At 63.2% G+C, this 16529-nt stretch carries 11 protein-coding genes; 7 read left to right on the forward strand and 4 right to left on the reverse strand.

Annotated features, from left to right (window positions below):
• The 4 genes from U6115_RS05080 to ffh all read right to left on the reverse strand — a co-directional run bounded on the left by U6115_RS05080 (position 1) and on the right by ffh (position 8905).
• The gene (locus U6115_RS05080) at positions 1 to 3180 is read right to left on the reverse strand and encodes an efflux RND transporter permease subunit (RefSeq protein WP_043578561.1); all 3180 of its coding nucleotides are present in this window, start codon (positions 3178 to 3180) and stop codon (positions 1 to 3) included.
• 349 nt (positions 3181 to 3529) lie between these two features.
• Positions 3530 to 5698, reverse strand: a complete 2169-nt coding sequence (locus U6115_RS05085) for a hypothetical protein (RefSeq protein ID WP_043578563.1) — start codon at positions 5696 to 5698, stop codon at positions 3530 to 3532.
• Positions 5699 to 5983: 285 nt separating this feature from the next.
• Complete coding sequence (gene purB, locus U6115_RS05090) at positions 5984 to 7354, reverse strand: adenylosuccinate lyase (protein WP_043578566.1); 1371 nt, start codon at positions 7352 to 7354, stop codon at positions 5984 to 5986.
• Between the two features lie 195 nt (positions 7355 to 7549).
• Positions 7550 to 8905 (reverse strand): signal recognition particle protein, encoded by a 1356-nt coding sequence (gene ffh, locus U6115_RS05095; protein WP_043578569.1) that lies wholly within the window; start codon positions 8903 to 8905, stop codon positions 7550 to 7552.
• A gap of 115 nt (positions 8906 to 9020) precedes the next feature.
• Here ffh and U6115_RS05100 point away from each other — a divergent pair, with 115 nt between their 5' ends.
• The 7 genes from U6115_RS05100 (at position 9021) to coaE (ending at position 16501) form a co-directional block, all read left to right on the forward strand.
• Positions 9021 to 9842, forward strand: coding sequence for a cytochrome C assembly family protein (locus tag U6115_RS05100; protein ID WP_043578572.1), 822 nt, complete (start codon positions 9021 to 9023; stop codon positions 9840 to 9842).
• A gap of 60 nt (positions 9843 to 9902) precedes the next feature.
• Positions 9903 to 10202: a ComEA family DNA-binding protein gene (locus U6115_RS05105; RefSeq protein ID WP_043578575.1), complete on the forward strand. Its 300-nt coding sequence runs from the start codon at positions 9903 to 9905 to the stop codon at positions 10200 to 10202.
• 416 nt (positions 10203 to 10618) lie between these two features.
• Positions 10619 to 11800 (forward strand): porin, encoded by a 1182-nt coding sequence (locus tag U6115_RS05110; RefSeq protein WP_043578577.1) that lies wholly within the window; start codon positions 10619 to 10621, stop codon positions 11798 to 11800.
• Positions 11801 to 11999: 199 nt separating this feature from the next.
• Positions 12000 to 13706, forward strand: coding sequence for a type IV-A pilus assembly ATPase PilB (gene pilB, locus U6115_RS05115; RefSeq protein WP_043578580.1), 1707 nt, complete (start codon positions 12000 to 12002; stop codon positions 13704 to 13706).
• A 52-nt stretch (positions 13707 to 13758) separates the two neighbouring features.
• The gene (locus tag U6115_RS05120; RefSeq protein WP_043578583.1) at positions 13759 to 14982 is read left to right on the forward strand and encodes a type II secretion system F family protein; all 1224 of its coding nucleotides are present in this window, start codon (positions 13759 to 13761) and stop codon (positions 14980 to 14982) included.
• Positions 14982 to 15902 carry a prepilin peptidase gene (locus U6115_RS05125; protein WP_043578586.1) on the forward strand — a complete coding sequence of 307 codons (921 nt, stop codon included), beginning with the start codon at positions 14982 to 14984 and terminating at the stop codon, positions 15900 to 15902. Before U6115_RS05120 ends, U6115_RS05125 begins: the two co-directional genes overlap by 1 nt.
• Complete coding sequence (coaE, locus tag U6115_RS05130) at positions 15887 to 16501, forward strand: dephospho-CoA kinase (protein WP_043578588.1); 615 nt, start codon at positions 15887 to 15889, stop codon at positions 16499 to 16501. The genes U6115_RS05125 and coaE overlap by 16 nt, the downstream gene beginning before the upstream one ends.
• Positions 16502 to 16529: the final 28 nt, after the last annotated feature.

A 16529-nucleotide genomic window follows, 5' to 3' on the forward strand; every position in this document is an offset into this window, starting at 1 on the left:
TCATGCGTCCTGTGCGGCAGCCGGCGCGTCGGCCGCCTGTTGTTTGCGTTTGGCCAGATGGCGGTGGAAGCTGGCGAACACCACCGGCACGAACAGCAGCGTGGAGACGGTGGCGAACAGGAGGCCGCCTATCACCGCGCGGCCCAGCGGCGCGTTCTGCTCGGCGCCTTCGCCGAAGCCGATGGCCATCGGGATCATGCCTATGATCATCGCCAGCGCCGTCATCAGCACCGGGCGCAGCCGGGTGGCGCCGGCTTCCAGCGCGGCCGACAGCGGCGGCAGGCCCTCGTCCAGCCGCTGGCGGGCGAAGGACACCACCAGGATGCTGTTGGCGGTGGCCACCCCCATGGTCATGATGGCGCCGGTCAGCGCCGGCACCGACAGGTCGGTGCCGGTGAGAATCAGCATCCAGGCGATGCCGGCCAGCGCCGCCGGCAGCGCGCTGACGATGATGAAGGGGTCGAGCCAGGACTGGAAATTCACCACGATCAGCAGGTAGACCAGCACGATGGCGCCGAGAATGCCGACCGACAGGCCCAGGTAGGAGGACTGCATGGTTTCCACCTGGCCGCGCATGTGGATCTGGCTGCCCTTGGGCAGGTGGGCCTTTTCCTCGTCGATGATGCGCTGGATGGCGGCGGCCACCGAGCCCAGGTCACGGCCGCGCGCGCTGGCGTAGATGTCGATCGACGGCAGGATGTTGTAGCGGGTGACGATGGCGGCTTCGCGTCCCGGCGCGGCGGTGACCAGATTGCCCAGCGTCTGCTGGCTGGCGGCGTGGCCGCCGGGCGGGTTGATCGGCAGCTGCATCAACTGGTCCAGGGTGCCGATCTGGTACTGCGGCGTCTGCGCCTGCATGTTGTAGACGATGCTGTTGGCCGGATTCAGCCAGAACGCCGGCTGGGTCTGCTGGCTGCCGGACAGCGGCAGCAGCAGGTTCTGCGCCACGTCGAACGGCGCGATGCCCATGCCCTGCAGCCGGGTCCGGTCCATGTTCAGCCGAATCGACGGCGCGTCCAGCCGCTGGTGCACGTGGACGTCGGCGGCGCCCGGCACCGCCTGGATCCGCGTCAGCAGCCGGCCGGCGAAGGCGGCGTTGTCGGCCTGGCTCTTGCCGACGATTTGCACGTCGATGGCGGCCGGCGAGCCGAAGTTGAGGATCTGGGTGATGATGTCGGCCGGCTGGAAGAAGAACTCCACGCCGGGGAAGCGCTTTTCCAGCGCCTTGGGCAGCGCGTCGACATAGCCTGCGCTGGGGCGGTGGCCGGGCTTCAGCGAGATCAGCACTTCGTCGTCCAGCGTGCCTATGGTGCCGGAGTTGCTGTAGGACAGGTTGATGCCGCTGTAGGGCAGGCCGATGTTGTCGATGATGGAGTCCAGGTCTTCCGGCGGGATCGCCTTGCGGATTTCGGCGTCCACCTGGTCGGCCAGGATGGCGGTGTTCTCGATGCGGGTGCCGGTGGGCGCGCGCACGTGCAGCTTGATCTGGCCGGTGTCCACTTCCGGGAACAGGTCGCGGCCCAGCAGCAGGTATAGCGCGCAGGAGGCCAGGCAGAAGCCGAGGAAGCCGGCGATGAAGCGCTTGCGGTGGGTCAAGAGGTGGCTGAGCAGGTGCACATAGGTTTCGCGCAGCCGCTCGAAGCGGGCATTGAAGCGCTCGTGCACGCGGTGGATCCAGGCGTCGACGCGGCCGCCGCGGTGCTGGTGCCCCATCAGCAGCAGCGCCAGCGTCGGCACCAGCGTGCGCGACAGCACGTAGGAAGCCAGCATCGCGAACACCACGGCCTCGGCCATCGGCACGAACAGATAGCGCGCCACCCCTTCCAGGAAGAACATCGGCACGAACACGATGCAGATGCACAGCGTGGAGACGAAAGCCGGGATGGCGATTTCGCCGGCGCCGTCCAGAATGGCGGTGTACAGCGGCGAGCCCATGTGCAGGTGGCGCTCGATGTTTTCTATCGTCACCGTGGCGTCGTCCACCAGGATGCCCACCGCCAGCGCCAGGCCGCCCAGCGTCATCACGTTGATGGTCTCGCCTATCGCGTGCAGCGCGACGATGGACGAGAAGATGGACAGCGGGATGGAGACGGCGATGATGGAGGTGGTGCGCCAGTTGCCGAGGAACAGCAGCAGCATCACCGCGGTCAGCGCGGCGGCCACCAGCGCCTCGTGGATCACGCCTTCCACCGCGGTTTTGACGAAGATCGACTGGTCGGCCAGCAGGCTGACCTGGATGCCCTTCGGCAGCAGCGGCAGCAGGCCGGGCAGCTTTTCCTTCAGGTGGCCGACCACGTCCAGCGTGGAGGCTCCGCCGTTTTTATAGATGGACATCATCAGGCCGCGCTGGCCGTTTTGCTTGACGATATTGGTCTGCGGCGAGAAGCCGTCGCGCACGTGCGCCACTTCGCGCAGGAATACCGTGGCGCCGTTCGTCGTCTTCACCGGGATGTTGTTGAGGCCGGCGATGGTGTCGGGCGAGCCGTTCAGCGCCACATCGTATTCGGTGCCGCCGATCTTGGCGGTGCCGGAGGGCAGGGCCAGGTTTTGCGCGTTGACCGCGTTGACCACGTCGGCGGGCGTCAGCCCCTTGGCGGCGATGGCGCGGGTGTCCAGGTCCACCGACAGCAGGCGCACCTTGCCGCCGTAGGGATAGGTGATGGCGACGCCCGGTATCGTCACCAGCTGCGGCCGCAGCGTGTTGACGGCGGTGTCGAACACGTCCTGTTCCGACAGCGTCTTGCTGGACAGCCCCAGCTGGATCACCGGCACGCTGGAGGCGGTGTACTTGATGATCAGCGGCGCGGTGGCTCCGGGCGGCATCTGCTTGACCACCGCCTGCGACACCGCCACCACCTGGGCGATGGCGGTCTGGATGTTGACGCCGGGCTGGAAGAAGATCTTGATGATGGCGATGCCGGACAGCGATTGTGACTCGATGTGCTCGATGTCGTTGACGGTGGTGGTCAGCACCCGTTCATGAATCTGGGTGATGCGGTCGGCCATCTGCTGCGGCGGCAAGCCGCCATAGCCCCAGATCACGCTGATCACCGGAATGTCGATTTCCGGCAGCACGTCCACCGGCGTGCGCATGATCGCCAGCGGCGTGGCCAGCAGGATGATGATGGCCATCACGATGAAGGTATAGGGCCGTTTCAGGGCCGTTTCTACAATCCACATCTGGACGTGTTGCCTCTTGATTGCGGCGCGCGCGGCGGGCGCATGGCTGGGGGCGGCGAGCGGCCGCCCAAGCAGGCATGAGCCGCGCGGGCTGGCCGGTGGTGCCGATGGCAATCCGGGCCGCCCTTGTTGCAGCTTATGTCAGCTTTGGCGCGGTTTGGGGCCGGATTGTGCTTGCGGACGCCGCGGCGCATCGCCAGGGGTCCAAGCTGCATTAACTGGCCAGGCGGCCATGCCGTTGACACTTTTTCCCATCGTAGTAAAAAAATAATCTACTTTACTATTTCGGCTAGTAAAAACCCCGCGGCGCATCGGGCGCGGCGGGGTTGGCAGCGGCGCGCCGGACGGCTCAGGCGTGCTTGCTGCGGGCGTAGGTGTTGAGCGAAACCACCCGGGTCTTGCCGATGCGGTGGCGGTAGATCTCGCGCAGATAGCACACCGCTTTTTGCACGTGCTCGCGGGTCAGGCGGATGTCGTTGATCGAGACGAACTTCTTGGAGTCGCGGATCAGCTCGCGGTATTTCTTCTCGTACATCGGCTTGATGGCGAACCAGTTGGTGTCGAGGATCTTGGCCGGATTCTCGTACTCGTTCAGCAGCCGCTCCAGCACCGTTTCATCGAAATGCTCGGCGGTGATCAGGTCCAGTATCGTCTTGTCCAGGCTGTCGTCGAAACGGTGGTTGCCGTGGGCGAAGCAGCGCTTGATGAAGGCGACGATCAGCGTGAGGAAGTCGTCGCTCAGGCAGGGGCTCTTCGCCACCAGCGTGGTCAGGGACAGATTGGTGGACGCGCCTATCACCAGCGCGTAGCGCTTCAGCGTGGTGCTGGGGAACAGGTCGTTCAGGTGGCGCTTCAGGCGGTTCAGGTCCAGGTAGGACAGCTTGTAGCCCTTGGGCAGCGACAGGATGGCCACCACCGACGAGCAGTTCTGGAAGAAGAACAGCTGGTTCAGTTTTTCCGCCGCGTAGCCGGACTGCTTGTAGTCGGCCAGCGCCGCGCGGTAGCTGGCCGATTCTATCGGCAGCAGGCTGATGCCTTCTATCGCCTGGGTCTGCTGGTTGAAGTGCGGCAGGTCGATCGAGCGGAAGAACAGGTCGTCGATGTCCAGCTTGTTGACGAAGCCGTCCGATCCCAGCGGGTCGGACACCACCGATTCGGCGTAAGCCACCGCCACCGGGCCGGCCAGGCTCATGAACAGGTCGTTGGCGTCCAGCCGTATGGTTTCGCCCATGTCGATGCCGGCGCGCAGGAAGTAGTTTTCGTCGTAGTCGCTGGTGACGGCCTGGGCGGTGAGGATGTTGAAGATCTGCTGCGAGATGTACTGGTTGGCGTGGCGCTCCATCGCGTTGACATCGAGGTTTTCGATGCTGCCGGCGTCGTTTTCCTCGGCGTAGCGCATGATGTCGTTGGAGATCAGCATCATCGCGTTCCACGGCCGGATCCGACGCATCACGCTTTCGGCGCCGGCTTCCTCGTTGTCGAAGTTGTAGGAGAAGTCCCACTCTTCCGACAGGTATTTGCACAGCAGCCGGCCGGCGTTGATGTGCAGCGCTTCCGAGCCCTCGGCGTGCTGGCCGGAGATATTGGGCAGGATGCAGATGCCGCTGGTGAAGATGGGCTCGAATACGAAGCTGTAGTCGTCGGCTTGCTCCGGCTTGCCTTCGCTGCGGGTTTCGAAGGTCTTGCTCATGTAGGCGTACTGCTGGGCCAGGCCGAATTCCGAGGCCATGCCCGAGCCGGTGCCGCCGCCGGCGCTGAAGATGTAGAAGTACAGCCGCGACTGGTTGGCCTTGATGCCGCAGGAGTCCACCAGATAGGAATGGATCAGCGTCCAGTCCGGATCGGAGAAGCTCAGCGTGTCCTTGTTGAGGATGATCTTGGCCAGGTATTGGCCCAGTATCGGCGCGTTGCCGGCGCCGCCGGCGTGGACCTCGGCCAGGTCCATGATCTTCAGCTTGTTGTAGTTGTTGATGAAGTCGCCCTGCTCGCCGCGGCGCGAGAAGCGGATGCGGCCCTTGATGTCCTTGTCCAGGTCGCCCAGCATCACCATCGGCTCGATCAGGAAGGCCGGCTTGGCCGCCTTGTGCGGCGACAGCAGGTTGCGGCGTATCCAGCGCCGCGGCCGCTGCTCCTGTTCCGGCGCGCTCTTGTCGTCCTGGTTGAACTCGTTCAGGTAGAACTTGCGGGCGTTGTAGACCAGCGTCGCCACGTCCAGCGCGATATTGGAGCCGCAGCGGCCGAGGCCGATCAGGCAGACCGACGGGAACGGCCGCTCCGGCGGGCCGACCTGGCCGTCTTCGGCGTCCTGGGTGAAGGCCATGCCGCGCAGCGTGTCCAGATGCTGCAGGATGCGGTTGGTGTCGTGCTCGATGAAGTACTGGTACAGCCCGGCATGGCCGCGCTCGTTCAGGCTGAGCAGGTGACGGGCGGACACCGGCGGCGGGGAGGCGGTCGCGGCGTCGTTGTCGTCGGTGGATGGGGTGTTCGAGGATTGGTCGTACATTGATTGCATGATCATCCATTCTCTATTCAGGTTACCCGGGTGAGGGGTGGTTGCGCCGGCGCGGGGCCTTGCGTCCTGTTGCAGCGAAGCTTTTTTGATAATTTTTGGTGTTATTCACACTACATTGTCAGGTGCAATTACCTTTTTGACTACAAAATTCTGTGATAGGCGGCGGGATGGGCCAGGCGCGTGCGGCGAACATGCCGCAGCGGATGGAGGCGGGGATGCGCGCGCGGCGCGCGGCAATGAAAAACGCCGCCTGCAGGCAGGCGGCGCGTGGCGGTGCGGGACGGCGGCGCGTCAGATGCGGCGCGCCAGCTCCTCGGCCTTGCCCAGGTAGTTGGCCGGGGTCAGTTCCAGCAGCGAGGCCTTGACGCTTTCCGGCAGGTCCAGGCTCTTGATGAAGGCGTGCAGCGTCTCGCGGGTGATGCCGCCCTTGCCGCGGGTCAGCTCTTTCAGCTGCTCGTACGGGTTGGCGATGCCGTAGCGGCGCATCACGGTTTGCACCGGCTCGGCCAGCAGCTCCCAGGCATTGTCCAGCTCGGCGGCGATCAGCGCCGGGTTGATCTCCAGCTTGTTCAGGCCCTTCAGGCAGGACTTCAGGCCCAGCATGGTGTAGCCGAAGCCGACGCCCATATTGCGCAGCACGGTGGAGTCGGTCAGGTCGCGCTGCCAGCGGGAAAGCGGCAGTTTTTCCGCCAGGTGGCCCATGATGGCGTTGGCCATGCCCAGATTGCCTTCGGAGTTTTCGAAGTCGATCGGGTTGACCTTGTGCGGCATGGTGGAGCTGCCCACTTCGTCTTTCTTCACCTTTTGCTTGAAGTAGCCCAGCGAGATGTAGCCCCAGATGTCGCGGTTGAGGTCGATCAGGATGGTGTTGACCCGCATCGCCACCTGGTACAGCTCGGCCATGTAGTCATGCGGCTCGATCTGGATGGTGTACGGATTGAAGGTGATGCCGAGGCCGGTGACGAAGCGGCCGCACAGGCTTTCCCAGTCGATGTCCGGGTAGGCCACCAGGTGGGCGTTGTAGTTGCCCACCGCGCCGTTGATCTTGCCCAGGATTTCCTGGTGCACCAGCTGTTCGCGCTGGCGCTTCAGGCGGTGAACGGCGTTGGCCAGTTCCTTGCCCATGGTCGACGGGGTGGCCGGCTGGCCGTGGGTGCGACACATCATCGGCACATTCGCCAGCTCGTGCGCCAGCTTCTGCAGCTTGTGGATGACTTCGTCCAGCGTCGGCAGCAGCACGGTGTTGCGCGCGGTTTTCAGCATCAGCGCGTGGCTGAGGTTGTTGATGTCTTCGGAGGTGCAGGCGAAGTGGATGAATTCGCTGGCGGCCATCACTTCCGGGTTGCCCGACAGGCGTTCCTTCAGCCAGTACTCGATCGCCTTGACGTCGTGGTTGGTGCGGACTTCGATTGCCTTCACCTCTTCGCCGTGCTCGACGCTGAAGTTGGCGATCACGTCGTCGATTTCGCGGATGGTGGCGTCGGAGAACGGCTTGACCTCTTCGATGCCCGGCTCGGCGGCCAGCATCTTCAGCCATTCCAGCTCCACCTTGACGCGGCATTTCATCAAACCGAACTCGGAGAACAGGTTGCGCAGGGCTTCGACCTGGCTGGCGTAGCGGCCATCCAGCGGGCTCAGGGCGGTCAACGTAGTCAGATTCATGCGGGGTATTTCCAAACGTGGTTTGCCAAACAGCGGCAGGTTGCAATACAAACGGCGCTAAGCCGGGCGTCGGGCATGTCGGCCATGCCTTCGCTGCGTGCTATTCAATGTAGCGGGTCGGCGCGGGCTTGCCGCCGATTCGCAGCTTGTCTTCATCTCAAAACAAACGGGCGACTGGCGCCCGTTTGTTTTCGCTTACATGCCGGGCATCATGCCCTTCATGCCGCGCATCATTTTCATCAGCCCGCCCTTGGAGGAGAACTGCTTCATCATTTTCTGCATCTGCTCGAACTGGGCCAGCAGACGGTTCACCTCCTGCACCGTCACGCCGGAGCCGGTGGCGATGCGGCGCTTGCGGCTGGCCTTGATCAGTTCCGGCTTGCGGCGCTCGTCCGGCGTCATCGAGTTGATGATGCCTTCGATGCGGCGCATCGATTTTTCCGCCTCGGCGCCCTGGATGCCCTTGGCCATCTGGCCGATCTGCCCAGGCATCTTTTCCAAGAGATTGGACATGCCGCCCATCTTCTTCATCTGCTGCATCTGGGCCTTGAAGTCTTCCAGGTCGAAACCCTTGCCGGACTTCAGCTTCTTGGCCATCGCCGCGGCTTCGTCCTGATCGATGCCCTTCTGCACTTCCTCGATCAGCGACAGCACGTCGCCCATGCCCAGGATGCGGCTGGCGATCCGGTCGGGGTGGAAGGGCTCGATGGCGGCGACCTTCTCGCCGACGCCGATGAACTTGATCGGTTTGCCGGTGACGTGTCGCACCGACAGCGCGGCGCCGCCGCGCGAGTCGCCGTCCATCTTGGTGAGGATCACGCCGGTCAGCGGCAGCGCTTCATTGAAGGCCTTGGCGGTGTTGACCGCGTCCTGGCCCTGCATCGCGTCGACCACGAACAGCGTTTCGATCGGATTGACCGCGGCGTGCAGCGCCTTGATCTCGTCCATCATCGCTTCGTCGATGGCGAGGCGGCCGGCGGTATCCACCAGCAGCACGTCGAAGAAGTGGCGGCGGGCATGGTCTATCGCGGCGCGGGCGATGTCGACCGGCTTTTGCGCCGCGTCGGACGGGAACCATTCGACGCCGACCTGCGCGGCCAGCAGTTTCAGCTGCTCGATGGCGGCCGGACGATAGACGTCGGCCGAAACCACCAGCACCTTCTTTTTCTGGGTTTCCTTCAGCCTTTTGGCCAGTTTGCCGACGGTGGTGGTCTTGCCGGCGCCCTGCAGGCCGGCCATCAGTACGATGGCGGGGGGAACGGCGGCCAGGTTAAGCTCGTCGTTCTTGTCGCCCATCAGCTTGACGAGCTCTTCGTTGACCACGCCGACCAGCGCCTGGCCCGGGGTCAGGCTGCCCATCACGTCCTGGCCCAGCGCGCGCTCTTTCACCTGGGCGATAAAGGTTTTGACGACGGGCAGCGCCACATCGGCTTCCAACAGCGCCATGCGCACTTCGCGCATCGCGTCCTGGATGTTGGATTCGGTCAGCCGCGCGTTGCCGCGCAAGGTTTTCATCACGCCGGACAGGCGGTTGGTCAGGTTGTCTAGCATGGTGCTGTCCTTACTCTCTGCCACCGGACGGCAGGTTGGTGTAGACTTTCAAACTGTCGATTTTACCACGAGCCGCCGGGTGAGCGCCCGGATTTGATCACACTCCATAAATAATATGACCAGCATCCTGCTCGTTTTGTCGCTGTTCCTGATCCTGTCCTACGGGGCGTTTACCTGGCACTACCTGGCCAACTGGCGGGGCACGGCCCGCTGGCCGCGCAATCCGAGGGTGGAGCACAGCCTGCTTGGCGTGCTGTTGCTGGTGCAGGCGCTGGTGGTGGTGGCGCCGCTCAGCGTCAGCGGCGGTCTGTCGCTGGGCGTCGGCCACGCGCTGGGGGTGATGGTATGGATCATGCTGCTGATTTACTGGACCTGCAGCTTCTTTTATCGAGTGGAAGGCCTGCAGCTGTTCATGATGCCGCTGGCGATGGCCGCGCTGGCCTTCGCCATCGCCTTCCCCGGCCGCCACATGGTGAGCGACCTGTCCAATCCGGCCTTCGTGCTGCACATCCTGGTGTCGATGCTGGCCTACAGCCTGTTCGCCATCGGCGCGCTGATCGCGGTGCTGATGCTGTTGCTGGAGCGTTCGCTGCACCATAAGCGGATGTCGCTGCTGGCGCGGCAGTTGCCGCCGCTGCTGACGCTGGAAAAAATGATGTTCCAGGTGATCGCCGTCGGCTTCCTGCTGCTGACCGTGGCGCTGGTGACGGGGGTGGTGTTCTCCGAAGAGGTGTTCGGCAAGGCCGCCGCGCTGACCCACAAAACCGTGTTCAGCGTGATTTCCTGGCTGTTGTTCGCGGCTTTGCTGCTGGGGCGCCGCCTGCAGGGATGGCGCGGCAGGGTGGCGATACGCTGGACGCTGGCCGGTTTCCTGTCATTGATGCTGGCATACGTGGGCAGCAAGGTGGTTTTAGAATTGATCCTGCAGCGCGGCTGAGCGCTGCGATGTCCATTCAATGACAAAACCCGTCTTGCACCTTCAATCAAGGAGTTTGCCATGAAGAAGCTGTTCGCTGCCTTTGCCGGCCTGATGCTGCTGTGCAATTTCGCCTGGGCCGCCGTCAACCTGAACACCGCCACCGCGCCGCAACTGGAGGCGCTGCAGGGAATCGGCCCGGCCAAGGCCAAGGCTATCATCGACTACCGCGCCAAAAACGGTCCGTTCAAGACGGTGGATGATTTGAAGAAGGTTTCCGGCATCGGCGACAAGACGCTGGATAAGCTGCGCAAGGACCTGACCGTGGGCGGCGCGGCGCCGGCCGCCAAACCGGGCGCCAAGCCGGTGGCCGCCAAGTAGTTTCCCCGCATTCGCGCCGGCCTTTCCGGCGCGGCCGACATCACCGCCAGTCAGCGAGCCGCCGACTGGCGGTTTTTTCATGCATTCGCGATTTATGGCGGGTTGGGAAAACCGGCCGTGGCGGGAAATTAACTGTTGTGAAATTGAAACAATTGGATGGTTTTGTTGTTTTTCCATCGCCGTTTGGCAGGTTCTGGTCGAGTTAGAACTATTTGTTAACAATGGTTTAGCGGGATGCTGTTGTTTTTTTGGTAATTTTCACTGGTCTTTCCTGGGTGAGCTTTGTTTTTTTGCAACGCCGGTCTTATATTGCTTTCAGCGATCGGCGGAATATACCGTCGGCACATAAATGTCCGGACAGACGGCGCTGCCGCGAAGTCAACAGGACAAAATCAACTGACTTGAAAGGATCTGCAATGAACAAGAAGCTCATCGCACTCGCACTGGCCGCCCTGCCTGCCGCCGCCATGGCGGACGTCACCATCTACGGCACCATCGCGGCCGGCGTCGAATCCCTGAAAACCTACAACGCCAACACCACGTCGTTCGGCGGCGCGCTGCAGGCCGGCGGCCTGCAATCCCGCACCGAGATCAATGACTGGGTCTCCTACATCGGCTTCAAGGGCAATGAGGACCTGGGCAGCGGCCTGAAGGCGATCTGGCAGGTGGAAAGCCGCCTGAACATGGACGGCAGCAACAGCACCGGCTTCGGCACCCGCGACAGCTTCATCGGCCTGGCCGGCGACAGCTGGGGCAAGGTGCGCGTCGGCAAACTGTCCGACTACGCGAACTCCGACATGGAGCAGGTTGACCCGGGCCATTACTCCAACAATGGCGGCGCGACATTCGGCGGCGCGCCCAGCGTGGGCGGCCTGGCGATGTTCACCCGCGTGGACGGTCGCCACAACAACGCCGTCCGCTACGACGGCCCCGAGTTCTACGGCTTCAACATCTCCGTGCTGTACGCGGCGGACGAGGCTCGCAAGAACGTAGCCGGCATCGTGACCAACGGCCAGTTCTCCAACATCGGCCTGAGCTATGAAAACTCCGGCTTCTTCGGCAAGTACAACTTCGGCAGCTGGGGTTCCCCGAGCGAGCTGGCCTCGCTGAAGGACTGGCACCGCTTCGAGGGCGGCTATAACGCCAACAACATCTACGTAGCCTTGGGCTTCCAGCAAGTGCGCGGCTATGTAGGCATCAACTCGGCGGGCGGCGTGGCTACCAGCATTACCGACAATGGCGGGCTGCTGTACAACGGCAACGCCGCGAGCGCGAACTTGGCTGGCCTGGTTGCGCAGAATCCGGGGCTGGTGAATTCCAAGACGGTGCAACTGGGGCGCACGCGTGAAATCGCGCTGACCGGCGGCTACACCTTCGGCGCCTTCACTCCGTACCTCAGCTATGCCAAGGGTTACAATGTCAACTTGGCGAACTTCGGCGACGTGAGCAACTCCGGCTACGACCAATGGGTGCTGGGCCTTGATTACGCGGTGTCCAAGCGCACCGACGTCTACACCTCCTACGGCCACGTCAACTGGAAGCTGCAAGGCGCGCAAAACGAAAGCTCCTTCGGCCTCGGCCTGATTCACCACTTCTGATCCGGCGCTTCGCCTATCGAAAAGGGACTGCCTCGGCAGTCCCTTTTTCATGGCAATATGGCGTTTGCCCCACCCGATTCGGATGCCGCGGCAGGCCTGGCGGGATTCGCGGCGGAGGCGCGGCCGGATTTTGCATATAATATCGTCACAGCCTGCGCCTGATCGTGACCACAACGTCAAAACTGGATCGATTTCGCCTATGGAAGCTTCGGCAGGGATTTCCGGCCTGGGTAGGGCCCTGGTTCAGCACAATATGCTGCTGCAGCAGGACGCGGACGCCATCATGCGCCAGGCGGGCGCTTCGCATATCACTTTTGTCGAGCAACTGATACTCAGCAAGAAAATGAGCGCGCGGGACATCGCGGTATTCGCGTCGCGGGTTTTCGGCTACCCCTTGCTGGACATGAGCTCTCTGGATACCGAACAGCTGCCCAAGGGGCTGATCGACGACGAGTTGATCGCCAGCCGGCGCCTGCTGCCGCTGCTCAAGCGCGGCAACAAGCTCTATATCGGCACTTCCGACCCCACCCAGACTTCCGCTTATCACGCGATCACCTTCAAGACCGGTCTGACGGTGGAAATCGTCGTGGTCGAGGATGACAAGCTGTCCAAGACGCTGGGACGCTATCAGGACAATTCCACCTCGGCGCTGAAGGAGCTGGAAAACGAGGATTTCGGCGACCTGGAGTTCGCCGATCCGGACGCCCAGGTAGACAGCGGTCCCCAGGTGGAGGTGGACGACGCGCCGGTGGTCAAATTCATCCACAAGATGCTGCTGGACGCCATTGCCGGCAGCGCGTCGGACATCCACTTCGAACCGTATGAAAAGTATTACCGCATACGCTACCGGATAGACGGCGAGTTGAAGGAGGTGGCGCAGCCGCCGCTGATCCTGAAGGAAAAGATCGCCTCGCGCATCAAGGTGATTTCCAAGCTCGACATTTCGGAAAAGCGTCTGCCGCAGGATGGCCGCCTCAAGCTGGTGATCTCCAAGAGCCGCGCCATCGATTTCCGCGTCAGCACGCTGCCGACGCTGTATGGCGAAAAGATCGTGATGCGGATACTGGATTCGTCGGCGGCGACGCTGGACATCGAGCAGCTGGGCTTCGAGCCGGAACAAAAACAGCTGCTGATGACGACGATAGCGCGTCCCTACGGCATGGTGCTGGTGACCGGGCCGACCGGCAGCGGCAAAACGGTGTCGCTGTATACTTTCCTTAACCTTTTGAACCGGCCGGACACCAATATTTCCACCGCGGAGGACCCGGTGGAGATCAACCTGCCCGGCATCAACCAGGTCAACGTCAACGAGCGGGCGGGCCTGACTTTCGCTTCGGCGCTGAAGGCTTTCCTGCGGCAGGACCCGGATGTGATCATGGTGGGCGAGATCCGCGACTTTGAAACCGCCGACATCGCGATCAAGGCGGCGCAGACCGGCCATATGGTATTTTCCACCCTGCACACCAATAATGCGCCGGCGACGCTGACCCGGATGCTGAACATGGGGGTGGCGCCGTTCAATATCGCCAGCTCGGTGCTGCTGATCATGGCGCAGCGGCTGGCGCGCCGCCTGTGCAGCCATTGCAAGAAGCCGGTCGACATTCCGGAGGAGGCGCTGCTGCGCGCCGGCTTTCGCAAGGAAGACCTGGACGGCAGCTGGCAGCCCTATGGCCCGGTCGGCTGCGAGGAGTGCCGCAATACCGGCTATCGCGGGCGCACCGGCATTTACGAGGTGATGCCGATCACCGACGCGATGACGCGGCTGATCATGAAAAACGGCACCGCGGTCGATATTTCCGACCTGGCCCTGCAGGAGGGCATGGTTGATTTGCGCCACGCCGGCTTGCTCAAGGTCAAGCGCGGGGTGACCTCGCTGGCGGAAATCGAAGCGGTGACCAACGACTGAGCGCGTACGGTCTTCAAGCGCGGATGGCATGCAGACAGGGAAGGTTGGATCGATGGCGACGACAGCTGCGAAAAAGACGAATCCCGGCTACATCTGGGAATGGGAAGGGAAAGACCGGGCCGGCAAGGCGATACGCGGAGAATTGCGCGCCGAGTCGGAAACCGTGGCCAAGACTCAATTGCGGCGCCAAGGCATCAACGTATCCAAAATCCGCAAGCGCCGCACCGGCTTCGGCAAGCGGATCACCGAAAAGGACATTGCGTTGTTCACGCGCCAACTGTCGACGATGATGCGGGCGGGGGTGCCGCTGCTGCAGGCTTTCGACATCGCGGCGAAAGGCCACAGCAATCCGGCGGTGACGCGGATGCTGCTGGAGGTGCGCGCCGACGTGGAAACCGGGCTGTCGCTGGCCGAGGCCTTCCGCAAGCGCCCGCTGTATTTCGACAAGCTGTTCTGCAACATCATCGCCGCCGGCGAAACCGGCGGCGTGCTGGACACGCTGCTGGACAAGCTCGCCACCTACAAGGAAAAGGTGATGGCGATCAAGGCCAAGATCAAGTCGGCGATGATCTACCCGTCGGCCATCGTCGGCACCGCTTTCATCATCACCGCGGTGATCATGATCTACGTGATCCCGGCCTTCAAGGACCTGTTCTCCAGCTTCGGCGCCAATCTGCCGGCGCCGACGCTGTTCGTGATCTGGCTGTCCGATCAGTTCGTCCATTTCTGGTGGCTGATCTTCGGCACGATTTTCGGCGGCCTGTTCGCCTTCTTTTACGCGTTCAAACGCACCCCCAAGATGCAGGAGCAGATGGACCGCATCCTGCTGCGGCTGCCGGTGATAGGCGACATCATCCGCAAGGCCACCATCGCGCGCTGGGCGCGCACGCTGTCCACGCTGTTTTCCGCCGGCGTGCCGCTGGTGGAGGCGCTGGATTCGGTGGGCGGCGCCGCCGGCAACCAGGTGTACGCCGAGGCCACGCGCCGGATCCAGGCTGATGTCAGCACCGGCTCCAGTCTCAACTATTCGATGCAGCGCACCGATCTGTTCCCCAATATGGTGCTACAGATGACCTCGATAGGCGAGGAGTCCGGCTCGCTGGACCAGATGCTGGACAAGGTGGCCGACTTTTACGAAGAAGAAGTGGATAATGCGGTGGCCGCGCTGTCCAGCCTGCTGGAGCCGGCCATCATGGTGATACTGGGGGTATTGATCGGCGGTCTGGTGATCGCGATGTACATGCCTATTTTCAAAATGGGTCAGGTGGTGGGTTGATGCTGGAGGATATTACGTGGTTGCTGGCCACGCATCCGGGTTGTCTGACGGGCGTGGCGCTGGTGTTGGGCTTATTGGTGGGCAGCTTTCTCAATGTGGTGATCCACCGGCTGCCGCAGATGCTGGATGGCGAGTTTTTGGCGGACAGCGTCGAATACCTGGCGGAAAACCGCCGCTTTCCCGAATTGCGGCTGGCGGCGCAGGGCGCGGCGGCGGCGATGGAGGGCGAGGCGGGCTGCAATCTGTGGCGGCCCGGCTCGCATTGTCCGGCTTGCGGCGCGCCGGTGCGGCCCTGGCAGAACGTGCCGCTGCTGAGCTTTGTTTTGCTGCGCGGCCGTTGCCGCGCTTGCGGCGTCGCGATCAGCCTGCGCTACCCGCTGGTGGAGGCATTGTGCGCGGCGATGTTCGGTTTTCTGGCCTGGACGCTGGGCTGGGGCTGGCCGCTGGCCGGCGCTTTGGCGCTGACGGCTTGCCTGCTGGCCTTGGCTTTCATCGATCTGGACACCAAGCTGCTGCCGGATAGCCTGACTCTGCCGCTGCTGTGGGGCGGCTTGCTTTTCAACCTGCACACCGGCTTGGTGCCGCTGAGCGATGCGATATGGGGCGCGGCATTCGGCTATCTGTCGCTGTGGCTGGTGTTCCATGGCTTCCGGCTGCTGACCGGCAAGAATGGCTTCGGCTACGGTGACTTCAAGCTGCTGGCGGCGCTGGGGGCCTGGCTGGGATGGGGCATGCTGCCGCTGATCGTGCTGCTGTCGTCGCTGGTGGGCGCGGTGTGCGGGCTGGCGATGCGCTGCGCCTCGCGGATCGGCCCCGGTCAGGAAATCCCGTTTGGCCCCTATCTCGCCGCCGCCGGCTGGATCGCGCTGGTGTGGGGGCCGCAAATCGTAAATGGATATTTGACATGGCTATCCCGGTAGTCGGTTTGACCGGCGGCATAGGCTCAGGCAAGAGCGCCGCGGCCGACAGGTTTGCCGAGCTGGGCGTGCCGGTGGTGGATACCGACCGCATCGCGCATCAGCTGACCGGCCCGCAAGGCGCGGCGATGGCGGCGATCGCGCGCGAATTCGGCGCCGCGGCGCTGACGGCGGACGGCGCGCTGGACCGGGCGGCGATGCGCGAATTGGCCTTCGCCGATCCGGCTTGCCGGCGCCGGCTGGAGGCGATCCTCCATCCCGCCATCCATGAGGAAAGCCTGCGGCAGCTGGCGGCGGCGCGCGGCGATTACGCGCTGCTGGTGGTGCCGCTGCTGTTCGAGAGCGAGCGCTACACGCCCTTGCTGGCGCGCAGCCTGGTGGTGGATTGTCGCGAGGAGATCCAGTTGGAAAGGGTGATGCGGCGCAGCGGCCTGGAGGAAAGCGCGGTGCGCGCGATCATGGCCGCGCAGCTGCCGCGGGAGCGTCGGCGCCAGTTGGCCGACGATATCATCGACAACAATGGCGGCTTGGCAGAATTGAGGCTTCAAGTTGATGCCAAACACAGTTATTATCTGGCAAATCTTGTCAATGCATTGTTATAGGCTTGCTGCAAGCCTTGGAGAAGGGCAG

It is taken from the genome of Chromobacterium subtsugae (assembly GCF_035919665.1).
Classification (GTDB): domain Bacteria; phylum Pseudomonadota; class Gammaproteobacteria; order Burkholderiales; family Chromobacteriaceae; genus Chromobacterium; species Chromobacterium subtsugae.

Bases quoted from the DNA above. Each gene is read 5' to 3' on its own strand.
- U6115_RS05080 (WP_043578561.1), bottom strand. From the start codon at position 3,180: ATGTGGATTGTAGAAACGGCCCTGAAACGGCCCTATACCTTCATCGTG.
- U6115_RS05085 (WP_043578563.1), bottom strand. From the start codon at position 5,698: ATGATCATGCAATCAATGTACGACCAATCCTCGAACACCCCATCCACC.
- purB (WP_043578566.1), bottom strand. From the start codon at position 7,354: ATGAATCTGACTACGTTGACCGCCCTGAGCCCGCTGGATGGCCGCTAC.
- ffh (WP_043578569.1), bottom strand. From the start codon at position 8,905: ATGCTAGACAACCTGACCAACCGCCTGTCCGGCGTGATGAAAACCTTG.
- U6115_RS05100 (WP_043578572.1), top strand. From the start codon at position 9,021: ATGACCAGCATCCTGCTCGTTTTGTCGCTGTTCCTGATCCTGTCCTAC.
- U6115_RS05105 (WP_043578575.1), top strand. From the start codon at position 9,903: ATGAAGAAGCTGTTCGCTGCCTTTGCCGGCCTGATGCTGCTGTGCAAT.
- U6115_RS05110 (WP_043578577.1), top strand. From the start codon at position 10,619: ATGAACAAGAAGCTCATCGCACTCGCACTGGCCGCCCTGCCTGCCGCC.
- pilB (WP_043578580.1), top strand. From the start codon at position 12,000: ATGGAAGCTTCGGCAGGGATTTCCGGCCTGGGTAGGGCCCTGGTTCAG.
- U6115_RS05120 (WP_043578583.1), top strand. From the start codon at position 13,759: ATGGCGACGACAGCTGCGAAAAAGACGAATCCCGGCTACATCTGGGAA.
- U6115_RS05125 (WP_043578586.1), top strand. From the start codon at position 14,982: ATGCTGGAGGATATTACGTGGTTGCTGGCCACGCATCCGGGTTGTCTG.
- coaE (WP_043578588.1), top strand. From the start codon at position 15,887: ATGGCTATCCCGGTAGTCGGTTTGACCGGCGGCATAGGCTCAGGCAAG.